This window comes from Pontibacter liquoris (assembly GCF_022758235.1).
Classification (GTDB): Bacteria; Bacteroidota; Bacteroidia; order Cytophagales; family Hymenobacteraceae; genus Pontibacter; species Pontibacter liquoris.
This window is the reverse complement of record NZ_JALEBG010000002.1, coordinates 25900-43943: the sequence shown is the minus strand read 5'-3', so window position 1 is coordinate 43943 and position 18044 is coordinate 25900. Positions and strand designations below refer to the sequence as shown.

Below are 18044 nucleotides of genomic sequence, written 5' to 3'. Positions count from 1 at the left end.
AGGGAAGGCGTATGCTTTCCCTTTTTTCTTTTAAATAATTTAACAAAAACGAAAATGTACGATTACTTACGATTACGAGCAACAATTCACGACAGAGACGCATTTATTAATAAATGCCCTGTCCTATTTACAGGCACTTACATAGAAAGTACAGGAGAGCCCATACACAAGTCATACAACCGAAACTTCAGGGGCTTAAAAACGAACGTCTTTTCAAATTCAATCCGTATTGACGGCTCAATACAGACATTTCACAACACGGACAATTATTCTGAATTTAATAGAAGCGACCTTATACGTGCCTGCACTGATTTAGCAAATGTTTATCGTTTGAAAGAAAGAGATTTACGAATAACCAATGCTGAAGCTTCCGTAACTATTGAAGCGCCTTCGATATACAGCTACATGCAATCCTACAAAGACAGGTATCCCTTTACTGACATGGCGAAACACAACGCTAAGTATGGTAAACACTTTACTATGGGTAATGAAGAGAACGGCAGTAAAGGCGAATACGGCGGCAAGTGCTATGACAAAACAAAACAGGTCAAATTACAGACCCGCGAAGTGCTCCAGAAACAACTTCAGCACTTTGAACTTTGCATCAATAACCCACGCTGGTTTAACAAGCGGCACCCACAGCACGAGATAAAAACACTGGACACACTGTACGACTACAATGTTATGTCCGCCGTAGGAGAAGAACTAATAGCCCTGTTTTACAATATTACCTTTACAGGCGCAGAGTTGGACTACAGTAGCTTACATGAGTTTAGCCCTTCACAAGTCAGCCAGATTGTAGCGATGTCAGACCAAAAATATGCTGCGCACCTGAAAGCAAGTCACCCTGAAACTTTCAAGAAGTATTCACGACTGTACAACAGTGTTAAGAACAACGCTGCCTACTACCGCAACACAGATGAAGTAGCATACTTTGGCGATAAGCTTGTAAAGCAACTTGCTTACCAGTTAAACAATTAATCCGTACCTTTTCTTCCTTTATACTATAATTAGAAAAAAGGTACAATATGACAATGAACACGTCTGTTAAAGTCAAAGAACAGAAGCACGCAACGCCCTAAGATACATTACAGAAGCAGGCGTGTTCATTAAATCATTTAACAATGGCAAAAATAAAAGCTGGAGCCTCTGGCGACAGCAACATGAGCGCAGCGAATGTACATTGTTCAACATGCCATTGACAATGCCATAGACCAGGCACAGACAAACAGAATAATTTAAATTTAAAATTCATAGCACCGCGCAAGCGGTGAACCAAGCGCAGCGCAGGTTGCGAAGGCAACAGGAAATAACATGGACATGCCAAGGATACTGTACATGGACATCACACCCAAAAGCCATTTTAAAGTCCACAGAACACACTTTTAGCATGGACAACCTAAACGTGTTGTGTCACAGAAAAGGCGTGTACAGCCACATTTAGAAGGCCATAGACACAGGCATTTAACCAAACATATGTCAGACAGAGACGTGGTTATAAACGCAGGCACAGAGTGCTAAAAGCAGGGGAAAATGGCATGTACAGGTCAGAATTGAAGGCGTGTTGCCGTTAAATAATTTAACTGTTTCAGGTATAACGCGCCTTTGCCTGACACTTCAGAAAATAGACCTAAACGCTGTGGCTCTATATTTAGAAGTTTTTATGCCTGTGTGTTAAATATTTCTATTGGACGTTAGAGAAGTTTTTAAATTTAAAATTCTTCAGAAGACATTTCAATAATATAACTGTGCAGCACGGAACGTTGCAGCATGGTGAAATATATCCTATATTTGCTATGTACCATATAAAAGGGTACTTGGAGCATGAAAACATACGTAGCCTATTACCGCGTAAGTACACAGAAGCAAGGCGCATCAGGACTTGGTTTAGAAGCACAAAAAACAGCTGTTACCAGCTTCGTTGCTGGTGGCAAGGTACTGGCAGAATACACCGAAGTAGAAAGCGGTAAGAAAGACAACAGGCCAGAACTGGAAAAGGCTATAGTTCATGCAAAGCAGCAGGGCGCTACCCTTATCATTGCTAAGCTGGACAGATTAAGCCGTAACGCGTCTTTTATCTTTGCCTTGAAGGAATCTAGCGTAGACTTTATCTGCACCGACATGCCAGATGCCAATACGCTGACCATAGGCATTTTCGCAGTTATGGCGCAGCACGAACGCGAACTGATAAGTAAGCGCACAAAGGACGCATTGGCCGCTAAGAAGGCGCGTGGCGAAGAAGTAGGCAACAGGGCTAACCTAACAGAGGAAGGCCGTCAGAAAGGCTCTTTAGCCCGTCAGCAGAAGGCATTGCAGGACAAGGTGAACAAGAACGCGTTACATTGGGCACTGAAGTTCAGAGAAGAAAAACTGACGCTACAGCAGACCGCCGACAAGCTGAACGAAATGGAGTTGACAACCAGCACTGGTGCACAGTACAGAGCAATGAGCGTGAAGCGTCTGCTTGACCGCCACGATAAACTACAGCAGGAGCAGGCGAATTTTAAATTTAAAATTCATTTCAAAGTAGAGTACGGCTTACAGGTAGAAGCCATAAACAGCAAAAAGATAAGAACAGAAGAAGGAAAACTGTTTTTTGACGATTCCATGAAGCATGGCGAGCCGATTCCCTACACGTCCGTACTCTTTCAGCAAATGATTGAAAAGGGTGCTGTGCTCCAGCACAGGAATGACTACTACACCCTGTATGCTGACCGCAGCAAGAACGAAGAATTGGCAGGTGCACACAACTTTATTACTCTGTTATCTTATCTGGCTGACCGCCAGTACCGCCTGAATATGCAGAAGGAACACGAAGCAAGTTTACACCCTGACTTAATTTACATTTCCAAAGGCAATCCTGAAAAGAAACAGCCACCGTTCATACTATCACAAGTTCTTTAACTAACACTAAGCCACAAATATTAACAAAAAAGGGAAAGCTTCTTGCCTTCCCTTTTGTTAATATTTTGTGAAAATAATTGTATTAAATTGTTTCGTCTTCTCCTCTTCTTAATTTGCTGTTTTTCATGTTTGGTTAGCGTTATGTAGTTGAACAGTGTGTGAAGTTATGATTTAAACTTAGATATACAAAATTATTTACTTCCTACTGAAAGTAACTCCCCAACCTTGATGTGGTAATATCACACCTTCTTTGTGATTCCTGTTGACGCAATTTTTAAATTCAACGTGGTTCTGAGAAAAATGATTCACTAACCCTATGTTAAAGAAACTTACACGTAAGTTATCTGGATGCTTGATACTTACTTCCATTCCTTTCGTAAATGTATTAACTCTGAACAATTTATAGTTATCTTCTTTGATGGAGTATTCTCTTCTTTCTTTCTTCTCCACAAAGTATTTTTCTTTGCCTGTCAGCTCTACTGTAAACCTATATTCCACTTCACTTCCTGTGTCGTCTGTTTTTACGATAGGTTCTACAGGCACTCCATCTACTTTGAAATACTCTACTTCTATTTTTTGTGAATTATCCACTTTATCCATTCCTACGCCGTTCACGATTTTCACAGTTTTTTCTCCAGTTGCGGGTATAACGCAAAACTTCGTAGTTTGTGTAAATTTGATGATATGTGTTTTCGTCAGCTCTTCAATGTGTAATGTGACGACAAAGTCCTTGTAATAGTATTGCTTTTCTGTAGGTAAATAAGTTTTCAAAACTATATCATCGAGTTCAGAAGATATTTCAGGAAACTTACTTCTGTAAACGGCATTTGACACTTTCTTCCATAAGTCTGGCAAGTCATTCCTTTTTTTTATGAAGTCAGTTCCAAGTATAATTTTCTCCAATTCTTCTCTAAAAATCCCTGTAAATTGTATCGATTTAAGAACAGCAGCAAAAACACCAGATGAAAATATGGCTACCCCAACCTTGTCAAAGATGTTGTTCCAATATACTGGAGTAAAGCAGAAGGCTTCTGATAAGTAGATAAAGAATACTCCAAGCCCAAGAAATATTAAGGGGAGATACTTAAAAATAAATATCTTTATGTTTTGCAAGCTTAGTTCCATTTACTTATTCTATAAACAAAATAAAATATAGAGAAGAAAATTATACTTCATCAACAAATTGCGAGGGGGGGGTGAACGTAAAAAATTTAAATAAATTGTTCTTGTAGGCACCTAAAGAAATGCAAAGATAGAAAGGTTTAGAAGAAACAACGCGATATTTAAATATAAGGTTTGTAATGTAGAAGAAATGTTACTTACTTGCCGCAAGTAGCTCAATTTCAGCAGTATTTTAACCGCAGGGGCAGGGGTTCATACTGGCCACCAGCATAAAATTAGCCGGAAAGTCGATGGTGGTTTTGGCACGCGAGATGGTTACGCGGCGCTCTTCCAGGGGCTGGCGCATCACCTCCAGCACCGTGCGTTTAAACTCCGGCAATTCATCTAAAAACAGCACGCCGTTATGTGAGAGCGAGATTTCGCCGGGCTGCGGGTTGCCGCCGCCACCCACCAGGGCCACATCCGAAATAGTATGGTGCGGGGCGCGGTAAGGGCGGGTAGTAAGCAACGAGGTAGCCTCGCCCAGCTTGCCGGCAACAGAGTGGATCTTTGTCGTTTCCAGGGCTTCGAGCATCGAGAGCGGCGGCAGGATGGAGGGCAGGCGTTTGGCCAGCATGGTTTTGCCAGCGCCCGGTGGGCCGATCATAATGAGGTTGGTCCCTAGTAACGAGAAAGTGGCTATATTGGCAAATAAAGCTGTTTTAGGTTCTAATATTAAAACTGGGTTACCAAATAGATACTAATATATAATGTAAATAGTAGAGATGAGCAAGTTCTTATAATTTCAATATTTACTTTGTTAATATCATATCTACCTCCCCAGGCTTCATTGACTTATCACCATACAGCTTTGTTTGAGTTTTAGTATCTACTGTTAGCGGTTTGTCTATTATAGTTAATTTATGATTTGGGAAATGTTTTCTAAGAATTTCTAGAGTAGAATTAAATGTGAATTCTCTCTTATCTGTTCGTACATAAACTGTACTTTTGCTCTTCATAATTTTCGCACAAAGACCAAAAACGTTGTCCAGAAGATCGTAATAATCTTGCTTGTTTATAAAACGGCCTTTATGTTTTTCTTTTATTGACTGAGAGTTACTCGGCCCACCTAATAGCCATAATCTAAGCCATTGATCCACATGGTAATCTGTGATTGACCAGTAGGGAGGAGACGTGAAAAGTAGGGAAAACTTTATGTCATTCGCTATTGCCCTTTCTGTTATTGACTTCAATTCATTAGAGCTATCTCCGAAAACAACCGCACTTTCAGCTACTGTTGGTATTCCTTTCTTATAACGCCACTTAATTTTCTTAAGTATAAATTCGCAAGGGTTGATCTCTGGTGGCATAGACATGTTGTTCTTTTTCCACCACTCAATTGAGTAGTTCATCCCCATAGACTTTGTCATTCTCATTTGATTTGACAAACCTTCACCAATTTTTCCATGTAGATAAACTAATAAGATAGACATCAATGTTGCATCAACATTATTGTTTTTCCAATTAAGATTTTTTCTTGCTGCTAAAAGGAATTTTAGAACTTCATCACAATAACATATACGATAGAATTCGGGCAAATTTTCTATAGATCGCCGAAAGTAGTTTCTTTGACCATAAATTTCTAGAAGGCGGTTAGTTACATCTTCCTGGTTTGCAGGTTGTAACTTTACAGTACCGTAAAGCCAACCAACAGGATTTATCTCAATCCCAAGGCTCGTTCTTCCTAATACTCCACCAGCATATATGCTACTACATCTTCCTGCGAATGGATCAATTATAAAATCATCTTTCTTAGAATATTTTGCTACAACGTCAAAAGCAAATTCCAATGGGAACATTGCATAATATGGCCCAAGCCTTGCCCAACGACTCTCTGCTGTGCTAAAACCCTTTAGCACGTCTTCCTTAGCTATCATTTATTTTGATTTCTCCCGTATTTCCTTTGCAATGTCTTCAAATATTCGTTTCCCAATATTCATTGGTATAGCAGCTTCAGCATGAGCAGAAATCAAGGGAGAAATAGAGTTAGGGTATCTATTTGAAGCTAATTTATCTATTAAATTCATAACATCTGCTAGCCTTGTAAACTGGTCTGGTTTTGCTGTAACTAAATCGGACTGATAATCAGTAAAACAAGTAACTACCGCTACGATTATTTGTCCTGAAGATGCTTTATAAAAGAACTTCCTTCCAAAATATGTGTCTTGGCCATAAGGTTTTGTGCTTTTTGAAAAAATAATATTCCTCTTAATATACCCGTCAGATAATAGTAGAGCGGATTGTTTAGGAAAGTTATCATTGATACCATCTCTTGTGGTATCAATTTCTGCGAAATGGTTAAAGAAAGTTCCTGATTTTTCTATACCTACAATGAGTAAATCTTGACCATTAATTTTCTTTTGTAATTCATTTATTCTTGTTAGCTCAAGACTAACAACTTTAGCTAGCCACGATGATGTACTGAATACTGCTAAAGGACCGTCCATCACGAAGGCTACTCTTCGGAGGGTAGGTAACCACCCTTTTCGTTCAAAGGCTCTTAGAATATGAACTAACCATAATTTTTCAAGTGTAGACATAATTTGCCCAAACATTTCACCATTACTACCCCCAAGGTTTAATAATTCATGTAGACGAAGGGCATCAGTTGAAAATAAAGCGTTATCAGAATGCGGGCATGAATATTCGCCATAATCATAGGTCATATCCTCTTCCACTCCTTCAATAGGACTTTGGGGAAGCCTACTTTCAGAGAAATGAGTTCTTTTTAGTTTAAAGAGATGCTCATAAGTTTCTAATAGTGTTTCCCCATCAGCAAAAATAGTATTGCTTTTTAACTCTTCAAACAAACTGCGCCTCAATGAGGCTTTAGCGTCTTGCTCGTTATCAAGAATTACATTACATCCAGGGAAAACACTCTCTATTGTTGAAGCCTTCTCCGTCTCTCTGAATTTTTTAGGTTCAACGAACTCTTTTTCTTCTAGTTCTTTAATTAGTTTTAAATCAATTAGAACTGAAGCAAGAGTTACATAGCCAAACTCCGCACCAGGGAACCCATTTTCTGCTTTTGCAGCAAGGGTGCTTCCATCTATGGCAAGAACTAAGTCAGGCTGTAAATCACTTTCAATAAGGTCAGACTTCTTTATAAGCAATCCTTCAAAATCTTCTGGTTCATTTTCTTGCTTTCTAACTTTAAAACGATCATGTAGTGATTTAACTTTTTCACTATCTAATAGTCGCCTTAACGGCTCATAGCTCGCAAATTCTCCTTCAAAACCCATACTTATGGCAGCTTATACTTCAAATTTAACAACCTGTACAGGCACTACAAACAGATTGCTCAAGGTCTTAACTCTTAAGAATCCTTTATCCTGCGCTCTTCTAATAGATGGTTCAAAGTCGGCAAAATCATAGTATTTATTTAGCTCTTTAGTCTCATCAGAGTTGTTCAAATGACTGATAAACCAATTTGCTGTATTTTTCAATATGTTTTTTTGAATGCTACTTACCTCTTGAGTAGCGTAAACCATCCCAATACGATACTTTGATCCTTCCTTAGCTGTTCTTACCCACACATCGGAAAGATCTAAGTCATTACCTGCTGGTAAAATATTATGTGCTTCTTCTAAGTAAACAAGTATTTCAGGTATTGTTGGCTCACCATCTCTAAATGCTTTTTGGTTTGCTTTAAAGATGTGCCACATAATTCTATTAGCCGATGATTTATTCAATTCAGGTTCTCCACTTGATTGGTCAATTATAACCAATTTCCCATCCTTCAAATCTTTATATATGTCCTCGGCATAGTCTGTTCCCACTGTTGTTGTATGTTGAGTATTTACTCCCCCTATGAGGTTAATTGCTTTAGAATATTTAAACATTTCGAGTAAGCTTTCTAAATCTGTTTCTGCCCAGCCTTCACCAGTTGTATCTTCTCCATCATCATTCCTATTGTTGTTTATGTAATTTTGGTTAAATACATTGTAATCAGCAGTAGACATAAAAAGAAATAAACCTTCAAAAGCAGGAGCTAAACTGTCCCATGAAACAGTACCTTGACTTAATGTTTGACCTGCCGCATTGATAAGGCCTTGTTTTCGAGTAAATCTGTTCTCCGTATACCCTATCATAGCATTTCGTAAATCCACATTAAATATTCCGCTTATGTTAGCCGTTCTGGAGGGGGGGGAGAAACCTGCTTTATTGAGTAGAGCATGATAAACTAGAACTCTCCTTTCATAACGTTTTTTTTGTCCTTGGAACTCCCTTTCATTTTCAAATTCCCTTTCTTCTGGCTTTTGGAAAATTACTTGTTTGAAATTTTTAAAGTATTGCGCTGCTTGCTCAGCTATTTTGAAATCAATAATGTCTTTTCCTATTTGTAAATTACTCTCTTCATAGAAATTGATCTTCATCAACCTTCTAAAAGGATCAGCCGGATGCGGGAGGATACCATATGTTACTACTTCTTTTTCAACTTCAGCTTTAATTTCCTCCCAAATTTTCTTTTTCTTTTCACTATTTGTTTCACGCTTAAATAGTGCTTTCAACTCATCAGCTTTCTGCTTCAATGCATTGTTTTTTCTCCAAACATTCTTTAATGCATTGGGGTTGCCGCTGCCATCTTTATCTTGTATGTTTTCATTTGCATATTCTCCATTAGGATCAAAAATTACTTGTCCAATTCTTAATGGCCTATCATCTTTTTTCTCAGTAGTTCTTAATTCATAAACTGATTTGGCAATTATTTTGGTTGTATTTGATTTGCCAGTTCTCGTCATTCCAAAGAGTGCAGATTTTTGAGAAAGTAAATCTGCAGGGTATATATATACAGGGACATCATCAACTTGCTGGTACTTGCGGTTTGTTGAGGCATACCTGACAAATCCAAGTTTTACTTTTTCAGTATTGCCATACTTTTCAACATGAGCCTGCAGATTTGCGGGATCAGTATAGTTGATAATATGCTCTAGAGCTTTACCATTAGGCTTGTATACTTTTAGCCCTCTATTAGGGTAATAATTTGAAATATCACTACCAAATTTTAAGCAAAGAGGAGTCTCGCTATTGAACTCATTTGCTTCTAAAAAGAAGGTTCCTATTATTCTACATTCAATTCCAGCAAATCCTAATAAATTTTTAGTCTTAAAATCCATTGATCCGGGCTGATCCCAATGCCTTCCTTCTTCTCCACTATTTCTTTGTGCTGCTTCAACTCTTATTCTTTCAGCTTCTTTATCTTGGGGCAGCGGAGCAGCATCCATAACCCGAAGAAGGATAAATGATGCATCTTCTGATTTAAAATCAAACTTCAAATTGCTTGGGTCATCTATTCGACTAGCTATTAAAAAGCTAAGACTTGGTATACCACCTACTTTTTGTCTATCCGCTTCATGAATTATTACACGTGCTGTTTCGTAGTTGATAGAATATAAATCGCCTACAATCTCACTTGGTTGAATTAGCTTTTGAAACCACTGTTGTGCTTCGGATTTTCTATCATTTTCCCTTCGTAGGTTAAGTCCCTGTTCTATGCTCATAGGATATTAATTATGTCAGTATTCTGGTTCAATTTGTGAAGATATAAGACAATGTGAAAAGCCTGCTCTCAATAACTTGTATCTTAAGTATGACTTACCTGAAAGCAATGATATATTTATCATATATTATGATGTGCTAATATAATGATATTTTACAATATATGTATTGATCACAGCATTGCTAACTTGTATAATTATAGTAATATATTTTATTTATATTTACCTAATTTAGGGCTTAAGCTAAAGACCTATGACTATGGTGTCTTTAATTTTATAATGTGCTGTTTTTAAGGGTGATTATTATCTAAAACTAGGAAAGTAGATTCACCTTATTAATAAAATCGATATGCGACTCAAATCAATTATAAAAGAAATTTATGCTGCTACAGCGAAAACAGATACATCTGTATTGCCTTCAATCTCGCAAGCCGAAGAGTATTTGAAAGAATCCTATGAAGGGCGCTATCTATTTGAACTTGTACAAAATGCTATTGATGCGAGCAAATCTGCTGGTGAAAAAGGAGGGAAAATACGGATTGAGTTATGCGACAGGGTTTTAAAGATTTATAATACTGGTCAAGCCTTTGATGATAAAGGCGTAACAAGTGTTTGTAGGATTGGGCAAAGCGACAAACAAGGTCAAGACTTCATTGGCCATAAAGGTATAGGCTTTAAAGCAGTTAGAGAGGTTACTGATACCCCTGCCATAATAACAGAGTTTGGCTCTATTATTTTTGATAAATCATTAACACTTAAGGATAAAACCTTTGCTCTTCTAGAAGAAGAAAACATACCATTATTTTTCTTTCCTCATTATAGTTCGAAAAAAATTGAAGCATGTCCTGAAGGTTATGTCACTCTTATAGAGCTGCCCTTAAAGGATAATGTGAGTAACATTAAAATTGACAATGATTTTGAAGAAATAGATGAAGTGCAAATAGTTCTCCTGGGTGATCTACAAGCGTTAGAATATTCATCAGAGGAATTGGAAGCTTTTTACTCTATCAAAAAACGTAAGAAAGGGATAATTGAGGTGCAAAGCCAAGCTGGGAGTATTTATTTCATGGACTTATCTCCTAGTCGTAAAGCGAAAATACCTCAAAGGGTACTGGAAAAGCTTGACAAGCGTGAGCGAAAGACATTTGAAAATGACCCCTCAGTTGAAATTAAGTTAATCTTAAAGTTGGATGAACAGAAGCAGTTCGAGCCGGTGGAGGACGCGAACTTTTATCTGTTTTATCCACTGGAAAAGAATTCCGGATTTTCATTCTTGATCCACAGCTATTTTACAGTGACACCGGACAGGAAAGGATTCAGAGACACAGTGCTGAATAATTTTTTATTGGAAGAAATAGCAAAATACATTTCTGTGAGTCTTGTTGATAAAGCCAAAAAACTTTTCCCCCAAGACATACTTAAAATTTTATGCTACCACAGGAGTAGTGACAAGAGACTGAAATTGTTCTACGATATTATAAGAGAGAACTTAAGCAAGAGCCAATTTATATATGATAAGATAACCAGCTTATTTTATAAACCCCATGAGATAATTGTAGCTGACGAATGCGACGAGGCTCTTTTTCCAGACGGTACATTTCTGAAGAAACGGCTTATTTTTGTGGATGATAAGCAAGTCCGTGATTGGTTAACAGGCGAACTGGATATCGAATACCTAAGCCTAGATTTTATAAAGGAGCATATCGAAGAGGAATGTAAGTCTAGAAAAGGCGATATTAATTTTTTTCAAAATCTTTATAAGTACATCGCGGAGCAAAGTTTAACTCTTACAGGAAAGAAAATCATTCTGGCAGATGGACATCATCTGTACAGTAGTAATGATGAAGTATTTTATGAAGGGTCCAAAAAGGATTTAGTGCTCTCACCCACTATCAAGAAAAAAGTACGTTTCCTCCATCGTTCAATTATAATTGACAACTCCAAAGCTGCCAGGGAAAGAATAGGGTTGATTCAGTACAATCAACGCGAACTGTTGAAAAGGCTTTGTGGCTTATTCAGTGACAAAAGCATTGACAAAGGAGAAATTATAGAAGCTATATTTCAATTAGAATTAGAGCGAAGCGACGTAGAGGAATATAAGGATAAAGTCTTGCTTCCTTATTATGACAACGAAGGTATCCTGAAGTGGGCTCCTCCGCTTTTTAATCCCATATATATTCAGTCACAGAAGCTAAGTATAATGTACCCGAAGGGTAGATACGTTGCAATAAACTTATTTGCCAACAGTGATGAAGAGAAAGATGCATGGGAGAACTTTTTCTTAAAATTAGGTGCATGGAATAAGCCGGCAATTTTCATAATAAACAAGCTATATTCTTTATCCAAGCAGGATGAAAGGAATGAAGCATTTATTTCAAAAACAGGCAGGTACAGTCGGCCTTATCAAATCCAAGGTGACTATACTATAGACTTTCCAGAAATTTTGAACAGGGACTTTTCCGAATTTCTTATAAAGAATTGGAAGTTTTACGTTGATTTTTTCTCCAACCCATTCCACCCTAAAACAAAGTGCAGGTCTAAGGAGGCGGAGCAATGGCATACTTTAAGTATATCAGAGCGATTTCGTTATTCTTTATTCCTGAAGACACTAAAGGAAAAAGCATGGATCATGTTGCCTAATGCAGAACAGCCGGTTCTTCCGTCAAATGTGATAGGTATTGAAGTGGCGGATTATCAAAGGAACAGTTCCAGCGTACTTCGCCAGTATTTTAATTTGCTACCGAGAAGTTTCCACGAGCAAAAAGAATTCTTTTCTAGTTTAGGAATTCTACACTTAAATGATCTTTCTCTCACTAATTATTCCCAAATACTAAAGCACATATCGGAAAAGTATAAGGAACCTTTGAATGGAAAAGAATTTGAAAGTGCATACCACAGAATTTTAAACCTCCTATTTGAAGTATATGCTTACCATAGTGATAGGAAGGAAGACAGTAGGCTAAACATATTTAAGAATATTGATTTCTTAGCGCTTGAAACCTCAACGAACTGCTATAAATGGAAGCAAGCCAAAGACATCATCTATGTCGATGATAAGTATCTGTATGGGCAATTACCTCATTCAATTAAGAATAACGTTTCACCTGTATTTACGCTAAGAGACAAGAACACCTTTGGACAAATAGCTAGTAGGGTTGGGGTTGTGCTTTCGAAATCGCTAACAAAGGTGATAGTGCGTACTACGCCTCTGAGAGAATCTGTTGTTAAAAGTGAGTTTCGATTTATTCCTGAGCTACTCGCGTTTGTAGAGGATATCCTTGAGAGGCCACTAACACAAGATGAAATCAATAAAATAGCAGAATCAAAAGTTATAGAGCAAAGTGAAGTGAGGGTTGAGTACCTGTTGAAGTTACCTAATGCAGTTGAAAAGTTTAATTCTTGTGAAGTATACTCGGTCGAAGCTGATAACAAAGCATACTCTGTACTTTATGCCGGTCAGGCAATTCATAGGCATAAAGAGCTAGCTAACATGCTTGCTGAATTAGTTGAAGCTGTCGTTGATAAAGAAGTTAAAAGGTTAGGACAGCAGATTCTAGTATTTCTGGAAAAGAACTCCTTTGGTGATATTCAATCCTACCTGGAAGACAATGATATTACAAGTGAGAGAATAACAGAAATCAGCCAAATAATCTATGATCATATCTTGGACAACAAGGCTGCCTTCTGGGTTTCAGTTGCTTCCGCCTTGGGTGATAATAAGCATTATGTAGATCAAGAATTTGTTTTTGAAGACTTTTTGGAACAATTCGATGTAACGAAGAGCAGTGCTTTAGTGGAGATAGCAGCAGGGATAAATTATGATGATCTACTTGATCCGCATAATATTCCTTACATACAGACGCTCATGAAATTACTTCAGATTTCGCTTTACGAGTATAATCAGAGTGCGATCCATCAGATCTCTTTTCACAGGCACTATAAAGATAAGCTTGACGCCTTGAAGAGCAGTTGTTTAGATAGGTTTAGGCAAATGTTGTGGCATTACCTGAAAGATAAGCCTTCTAATGAAAGGGAACAATTTGTTGATCTTTTAATTGCATACTCGAGAATCGCCTTCCAATTGCAGGATGATTTCTTAGACGACGAAAAAGAATTTTTCCTCCAGGCCATAAAGAAAAACTTTCCCTACATACAAGGCTTGGAAACAATAACTACACCAACAGACGGCTCCAACTCAATTGAAGGAGGGTACTATGTATACATGAAAAGCCTGAAGAAAAAGTTGGAGAGGAGTGGGCTGAGTCACTTTAACATAGAGTTGTTCTTACAAAACAGTAGTAAGAATAGAAGCTTACTCTACTTTGGTGAACTCGACGAATTGCTGGAAAGGGTTCATATAGAGGCCAAGGCATTTGAGAGGGCATCAGTTTCATCCAATACAATAGAAGAAGATGGGAACTTGGGGGAGGATGATTATGAGATTGAGAATTATCAAGCAAGCTCAACTGAAGCTACCACTCAAGGTGAGCAGGAATCAAGTAAGAGTCCAGGGGAATGGCATAGCGGTAAAAATCTTGACGGAGGATACAAAAACCCGAATTTAGAAGAGGTTGGTTACTTGGGTGAACTTCTAGTTTATAAAAAGCTTAAGGGAAAGGGAGTACTTGTAAATTGGGTCTCAAGAAATGCATATCGGGCTGGCATAAATCCAGAGGGTTCAGATCATTATGGGTATGACTTAGAATATGTAGACAATGTAACCGGAAGAAAGAAATATGTAGAAGTAAAAGCCTCGGGCTACGCAAATAAAGCTTTTACAATTACAAGAACGGAATTACGAATGGCATTGGAAAAGAAAGAGGATTACCTGATAATTCTTGTCGGAAATGTATTTGACAGAAATAAAAGGAAATACCATAATTTAGGAAATATATTCATGCTCAATTCCGGCGAGGATTTTATGAACAACTCAAAGTTCAAGGCAGTTAATGAGACCTTCTCTATTAAACTAGTCTAAACTTTAATAAGCATGGGGTGCAGACTTTTAAGAAGAAAAGTAACTTGATTTTAGCAGTCTGCTCCGGATTGCTGACATACACAATATCACCTTAAAGGAGTTCTTTAGCGATATTGACATTTAATTTAAGGCTGCACCGCAATTCTTGCTTACAGTTTTATAGCCTTACCTATAGGTCAAGTGTTGTTGTGCTTCTGTAAGGCAGTTTAAGCGAGCAGGATCGTTTAAAATTATGTAAACCGACATTCCCTAGCTTAAGTCTTTAAATCGTTTAAACTGCTTCAAATTGATTGTTTGCGGGGTAATTACGATTGAGCTGTACGCAGTAAAATAACACCATTGCAAATTAGACTGTAGTTCTAAATGTAGCTGTAGAAAGGGGCGAGTATACCAGCAAATTTCTACATTAATTATTCTTTTTTAAGAGCTGTATACTGTCTTAAATCTAAAATTATCAAGCTGTACGTAGTACAGCATCAACGACGAAGTCGTTGATAAAATACTTATATATTAGCCTTTTTAGCTTACTTATTTATTTACTTAAAGGGGGTTAATTGAATTAAGCTCTAGGTTCAAATAAGTTAACCCCATAGTGTAATTGACCTATGGGGCTAGTTTAAATGACCTATACTGATTGTTTTTCACAATTCCTGAATAGCTTTTTCTTGCAACTTATTTATATCTTGAAAGTATCGAAGCCGTTGCTCGTACCTGGGCAAAATCTTGGGTTTTGTACCTCTGCCTGATGTATGCCTTACTAAACTTGGTAAGAGTTCAATTATCCTTTCATAATCCATAAAGAAGCACGTGCTATACTTTTGCTCCTCTTCTCCTACCCAGGTATAAATTAATCTTAAATCCTTCTCAAACTTCTTTATAGTGCGCTTACAGGTCGATTCCGAAGTACCGGTTCTATCACTAAGCACCTTGAATGAATGATAGAAGAAAGGTTGCCCTTTCTTGGACAGGAATTCATCAGCCATTGTGACTAGATAATCAAAGATTAGTTTTTGTGAGGTGCCCTTCAACAGCTTACCTATGTAATCTTGAAAATACAGGTAATAGAACGCTTGTGGGTATCTCTTTTCGTAGCTCCTCTCGTCAGAGTTTAGCTCTTTAGTAGGTATCTTCTTCATGATTCTTTGAAAAACAAGAGTTATTAACTAAGGTGGCAACGATGAGATAAAACGATGAGATAACTGCTGACAGTTATCTCATCGTTGGTTGCTCCCCTAAACTACCTAAGCATGTGTTAGCTTAAGCCTCCTCTTTTGAAAACTCTCTTATGCTATTTCGAATACTCTTAAAATACTTTGTTATTTTCTTGTAGCGCTTTTTCTCAGATCCATTCTTAGGTTGTACCAGAATGTATGGCAGCAACTGAATCACCCTGTCATAATCTAACTCGTAATAACCGGTACAGAAATCATCTTCAAGGAAGTCCCCTTCATAGAATGCAGAGCCAATAACTATGCCTAGGCGGATTAGCTTTCTCAATCCTTCCTTACAGTTTTCTCTTAATAAGCCTGTAGAGTTTACAAGTTCAATTAAGTTAAAGATATAGATACGCTCTACTTCTTTAGCATCAATGCCTGAATTCCACGCAATAGTCTCAAATAGTATTACAGTTGCCCAGTCATTAAAAGCGTGTTTGTTGTAAAGGTTGTAGCAATCAAAGTTTATTGCCAAAGGGTGTTTTACTAAAGAGAGAGACTCATTAGCCGTTTGTCCATTGTTTATATTATTTAGGTTTTTCATCTTAAATTTAAGTTAGTTGTTGATTTTTGCTTTATATGAATTTGTATGTATTTCGTCTTTTATCACATAGTTTGATTTTTTGATGTACCTCTTCATGAATTCGTCGAGGTCTGATTTTCTATACCTTACTTGTTTACCTGGACGGTAGGAAGTAATCTTTCGGGTGCTGGTCCATTCTCTGAGCGTCGATTCAGGGATGAAACCTAGGTACTCGATGGCTTGCTTAAAGTTTAGGAATGGATTTTCTAGAACATTTAGCTCTCTTACTGGATTTTCCATTTGATGAAATTTGATTATTAATATTACATGACATATAAGAGATGGTTTATTGATAAAGCCATCCAATGAATTCAAATATAGATTTTGAAGGGGCTAAAAAGCCGCGAAAGTTTGGAGACTTATCCACATTTTATCAGCTTAGCAGTAAGCAGTCAGTGTAATTAAGTACTTGATTTCAATCCGAATATCTTTTTAAGCTCAAAGTGATCGGTTAATACTTACTAAACCACACTAGCTAGTGCTGAAAAAAAAAGAGAAGCATTTGCTTCTCTTTTGTACTATATATTAGAATTTTAATTCTGCCGGAAAACTTTGATAGTTTACTCACATGGTAAAACTGTTGAGGAGGCTAATTGCTGATTCTCGTGCTTTATCAACTACTTTAGCATAGCGCAGAGTCATGCTGATACTCTTATGTCCCATCAACTTGCTTGTAGTGTTGATATCAACCCCAGCTGTCTGCAACATTGTGCCGAAGGTGTGACGGGAGGAGTGATAGGTAAAATGTATACCTGACTGCGTACGCCACCTATGAATGTACCTCTTGGTTTGGGAACGGCTTTTAAGCTTAAATACAAAGCCATGTGCCCTAGAGTCCTTCGTTTCTATACTCTGCCGCTGTAAAACGTTCATAGCTTGTCTGGAGAGTGGAATTACTACAGTTTCACCGGTCTTAGCTTGCTCCTTAACAATTGTGAACTGCCCGTGCTTCCCCGTTGTAGACACTATCTCAGCCCAAGTCAGGCTTTCGACATCCGACAATCTTAAACCTGTATAGCAGCTAAACAAGAAAGGATCAGTGAACCACTAGGGTATGTTCCCGGTATTTTGTTCTAGTACCTGTATTTGTTCCAAAGTCAAATACTTTGGTGGGATCTCTTTGCCTCTTACCTTTTTGATGTTTGTGGCCGGATTCACAAGTATAATCTTCTCTCTAACAGCTTGGTTTAGGCATGTCGTAATAATACCCATATAAGAGCAGACCGTCACATCTTTTATTTTGGTTCTAAGGTATTCCTGGAATCGGTGAAGCCATTCTTCGGTGACGTTGCCAAAAGTAAGCTTGCCTTTAGTGTAATCGTACAGGTGGCGTCTTACGCTTTGCCAGTTCTGATTTCGTGTTTCTGCCAGTTGGTCAAAGTATAGGATAAAGGAAGCGCTCTTGTCTGTCTTTACAGGTAGCTCATGTTCCCCTTGGGCCAGTTGCATCTCCTTCTTGTGCTTTAAGTACTGTGCTTTGACGTAGGTTTCCTCATAGGCGTTCTTGAGGATGGGGTTCTTGCTCTTTTTGTCGGGTGGATATACGTACAGCTTTAACGTTTCCTTTTTGCGTTGCCCGTGCTGGTAGTAGTCTAACAAGAGTGATACCTTCCCGCCTGCCAGCTTCTTTTCTATGAGGTTTACTTTAGCCATTATAGTTATTAATTAGTTACCGTTTTGTCTAGATAACCCTACCTAGCTTTAAA

Annotated in this window: 12 protein-coding genes and 1 pseudogene; 3 read left to right on the top strand and 10 right to left on the bottom strand. The window is 37.9% G+C overall.

Annotated elements, in window-relative coordinates:
* The first annotated feature begins 54 nt into the window (after positions 1–54).
* Together LWL52_RS13545 and LWL52_RS13540 are read left to right on the top strand one after the other, a co-directional pair.
* Positions 55–981, top strand: coding sequence for a hypothetical protein (locus LWL52_RS13545; RefSeq protein WP_242920795.1), 927 nt, complete (start codon positions 55–57; stop codon positions 979–981).
* 843 nt (positions 982–1824) lie between these two features.
* Positions 1825–2904: a recombinase family protein gene (locus LWL52_RS13540; RefSeq protein ID WP_242920793.1), complete on the top strand. Its 1080-nt coding sequence runs from the start codon at positions 1825–1827 to the stop codon at positions 2902–2904.
* Between the two features lie 195 nt (positions 2905–3099).
* Here LWL52_RS13540 and LWL52_RS13535 read toward each other — a convergent pair whose 3' ends face one another.
* The 5 genes and pseudogenes from LWL52_RS13535 to LWL52_RS13515 form a co-directional block, all read right to left on the bottom strand.
* The gene (locus LWL52_RS13535) at positions 3100–4029 is read right to left on the bottom strand and encodes a hypothetical protein (protein WP_242920791.1); all 930 of its coding nucleotides are present in this window, start codon (positions 4027–4029) and stop codon (positions 3100–3102) included.
* A gap of 232 nt (positions 4030–4261) precedes the next feature.
* Positions 4262–4687 (bottom strand): annotated as a pseudogene (locus tag LWL52_RS13530) (ATP-binding protein); the annotation flags it as partial.
* Positions 4688–4817: 130 nt separating this feature from the next.
* On the bottom strand, positions 4818–5942 hold the full coding sequence (locus tag LWL52_RS13525) for a site-specific DNA-methyltransferase (protein WP_242920789.1): 1125 nt from the start codon (positions 5940–5942) through the stop codon (positions 4818–4820).
* Positions 5943–7307 carry a DNA double-strand break repair nuclease NurA gene (locus LWL52_RS13520; RefSeq protein ID WP_242920787.1) on the bottom strand — a complete coding sequence of 455 codons (1365 nt, stop codon included), beginning with the start codon at positions 7305–7307 and terminating at the stop codon, positions 5943–5945.
* A gap of 12 nt (positions 7308–7319) precedes the next feature.
* Positions 7320–9566, bottom strand: a complete 2247-nt coding sequence (locus LWL52_RS13515; RefSeq protein WP_242920784.1) for a helicase HerA domain-containing protein — start codon at positions 9564–9566, stop codon at positions 7320–7322.
* Positions 9567–9912: 346 nt separating this feature from the next.
* Here LWL52_RS13515 and LWL52_RS13510 point away from each other — a divergent pair, with 346 nt between their 5' ends.
* The gene (locus LWL52_RS13510) at positions 9913–14541 is read left to right on the top strand and encodes a sacsin N-terminal ATP-binding-like domain-containing protein (RefSeq protein WP_242920783.1); all 4629 of its coding nucleotides are present in this window, start codon (positions 9913–9915) and stop codon (positions 14539–14541) included.
* Positions 14542–15182: 641 nt separating this feature from the next.
* Here LWL52_RS13510 and LWL52_RS13505 read toward each other — a convergent pair.
* From LWL52_RS13505 to LWL52_RS13495, 5 genes are all read right to left on the bottom strand, one after another.
* On the bottom strand, positions 15183–15677 hold the full coding sequence (locus tag LWL52_RS13505; protein ID WP_242920781.1) for a hypothetical protein: 495 nt from the start codon (positions 15675–15677) through the stop codon (positions 15183–15185).
* Positions 15678–15798: 121 nt separating this feature from the next.
* Entirely contained in the window at positions 15799–16299 is a 501-nt protein-coding gene (locus LWL52_RS13500; RefSeq protein WP_242920779.1) for a hypothetical protein, read from the bottom strand.
* 12 nt (positions 16300–16311) lie between these two features.
* A complete protein-coding gene (locus LWL52_RS20675) occupies positions 16312–16578 on the bottom strand; it encodes a helix-turn-helix domain-containing protein (RefSeq protein WP_367615713.1) in 267 nt (88 codons plus the stop codon).
* A gap of 324 nt (positions 16579–16902) precedes the next feature.
* Positions 16903–17367 carry a site-specific integrase gene (locus LWL52_RS20670; RefSeq protein ID WP_367615712.1) on the bottom strand — a complete coding sequence of 155 codons (465 nt, stop codon included), beginning with the start codon at positions 17365–17367 and terminating at the stop codon, positions 16903–16905.
* Positions 17368–17385: 18 nt separating this feature from the next.
* Positions 17386–17991: a phage integrase SAM-like domain and Arm DNA-binding domain-containing protein gene (locus LWL52_RS13495; protein ID WP_242920777.1), complete on the bottom strand. Its 606-nt coding sequence runs from the start codon at positions 17989–17991 to the stop codon at positions 17386–17388.
* Positions 17992–18044: the final 53 nt, after the last annotated feature.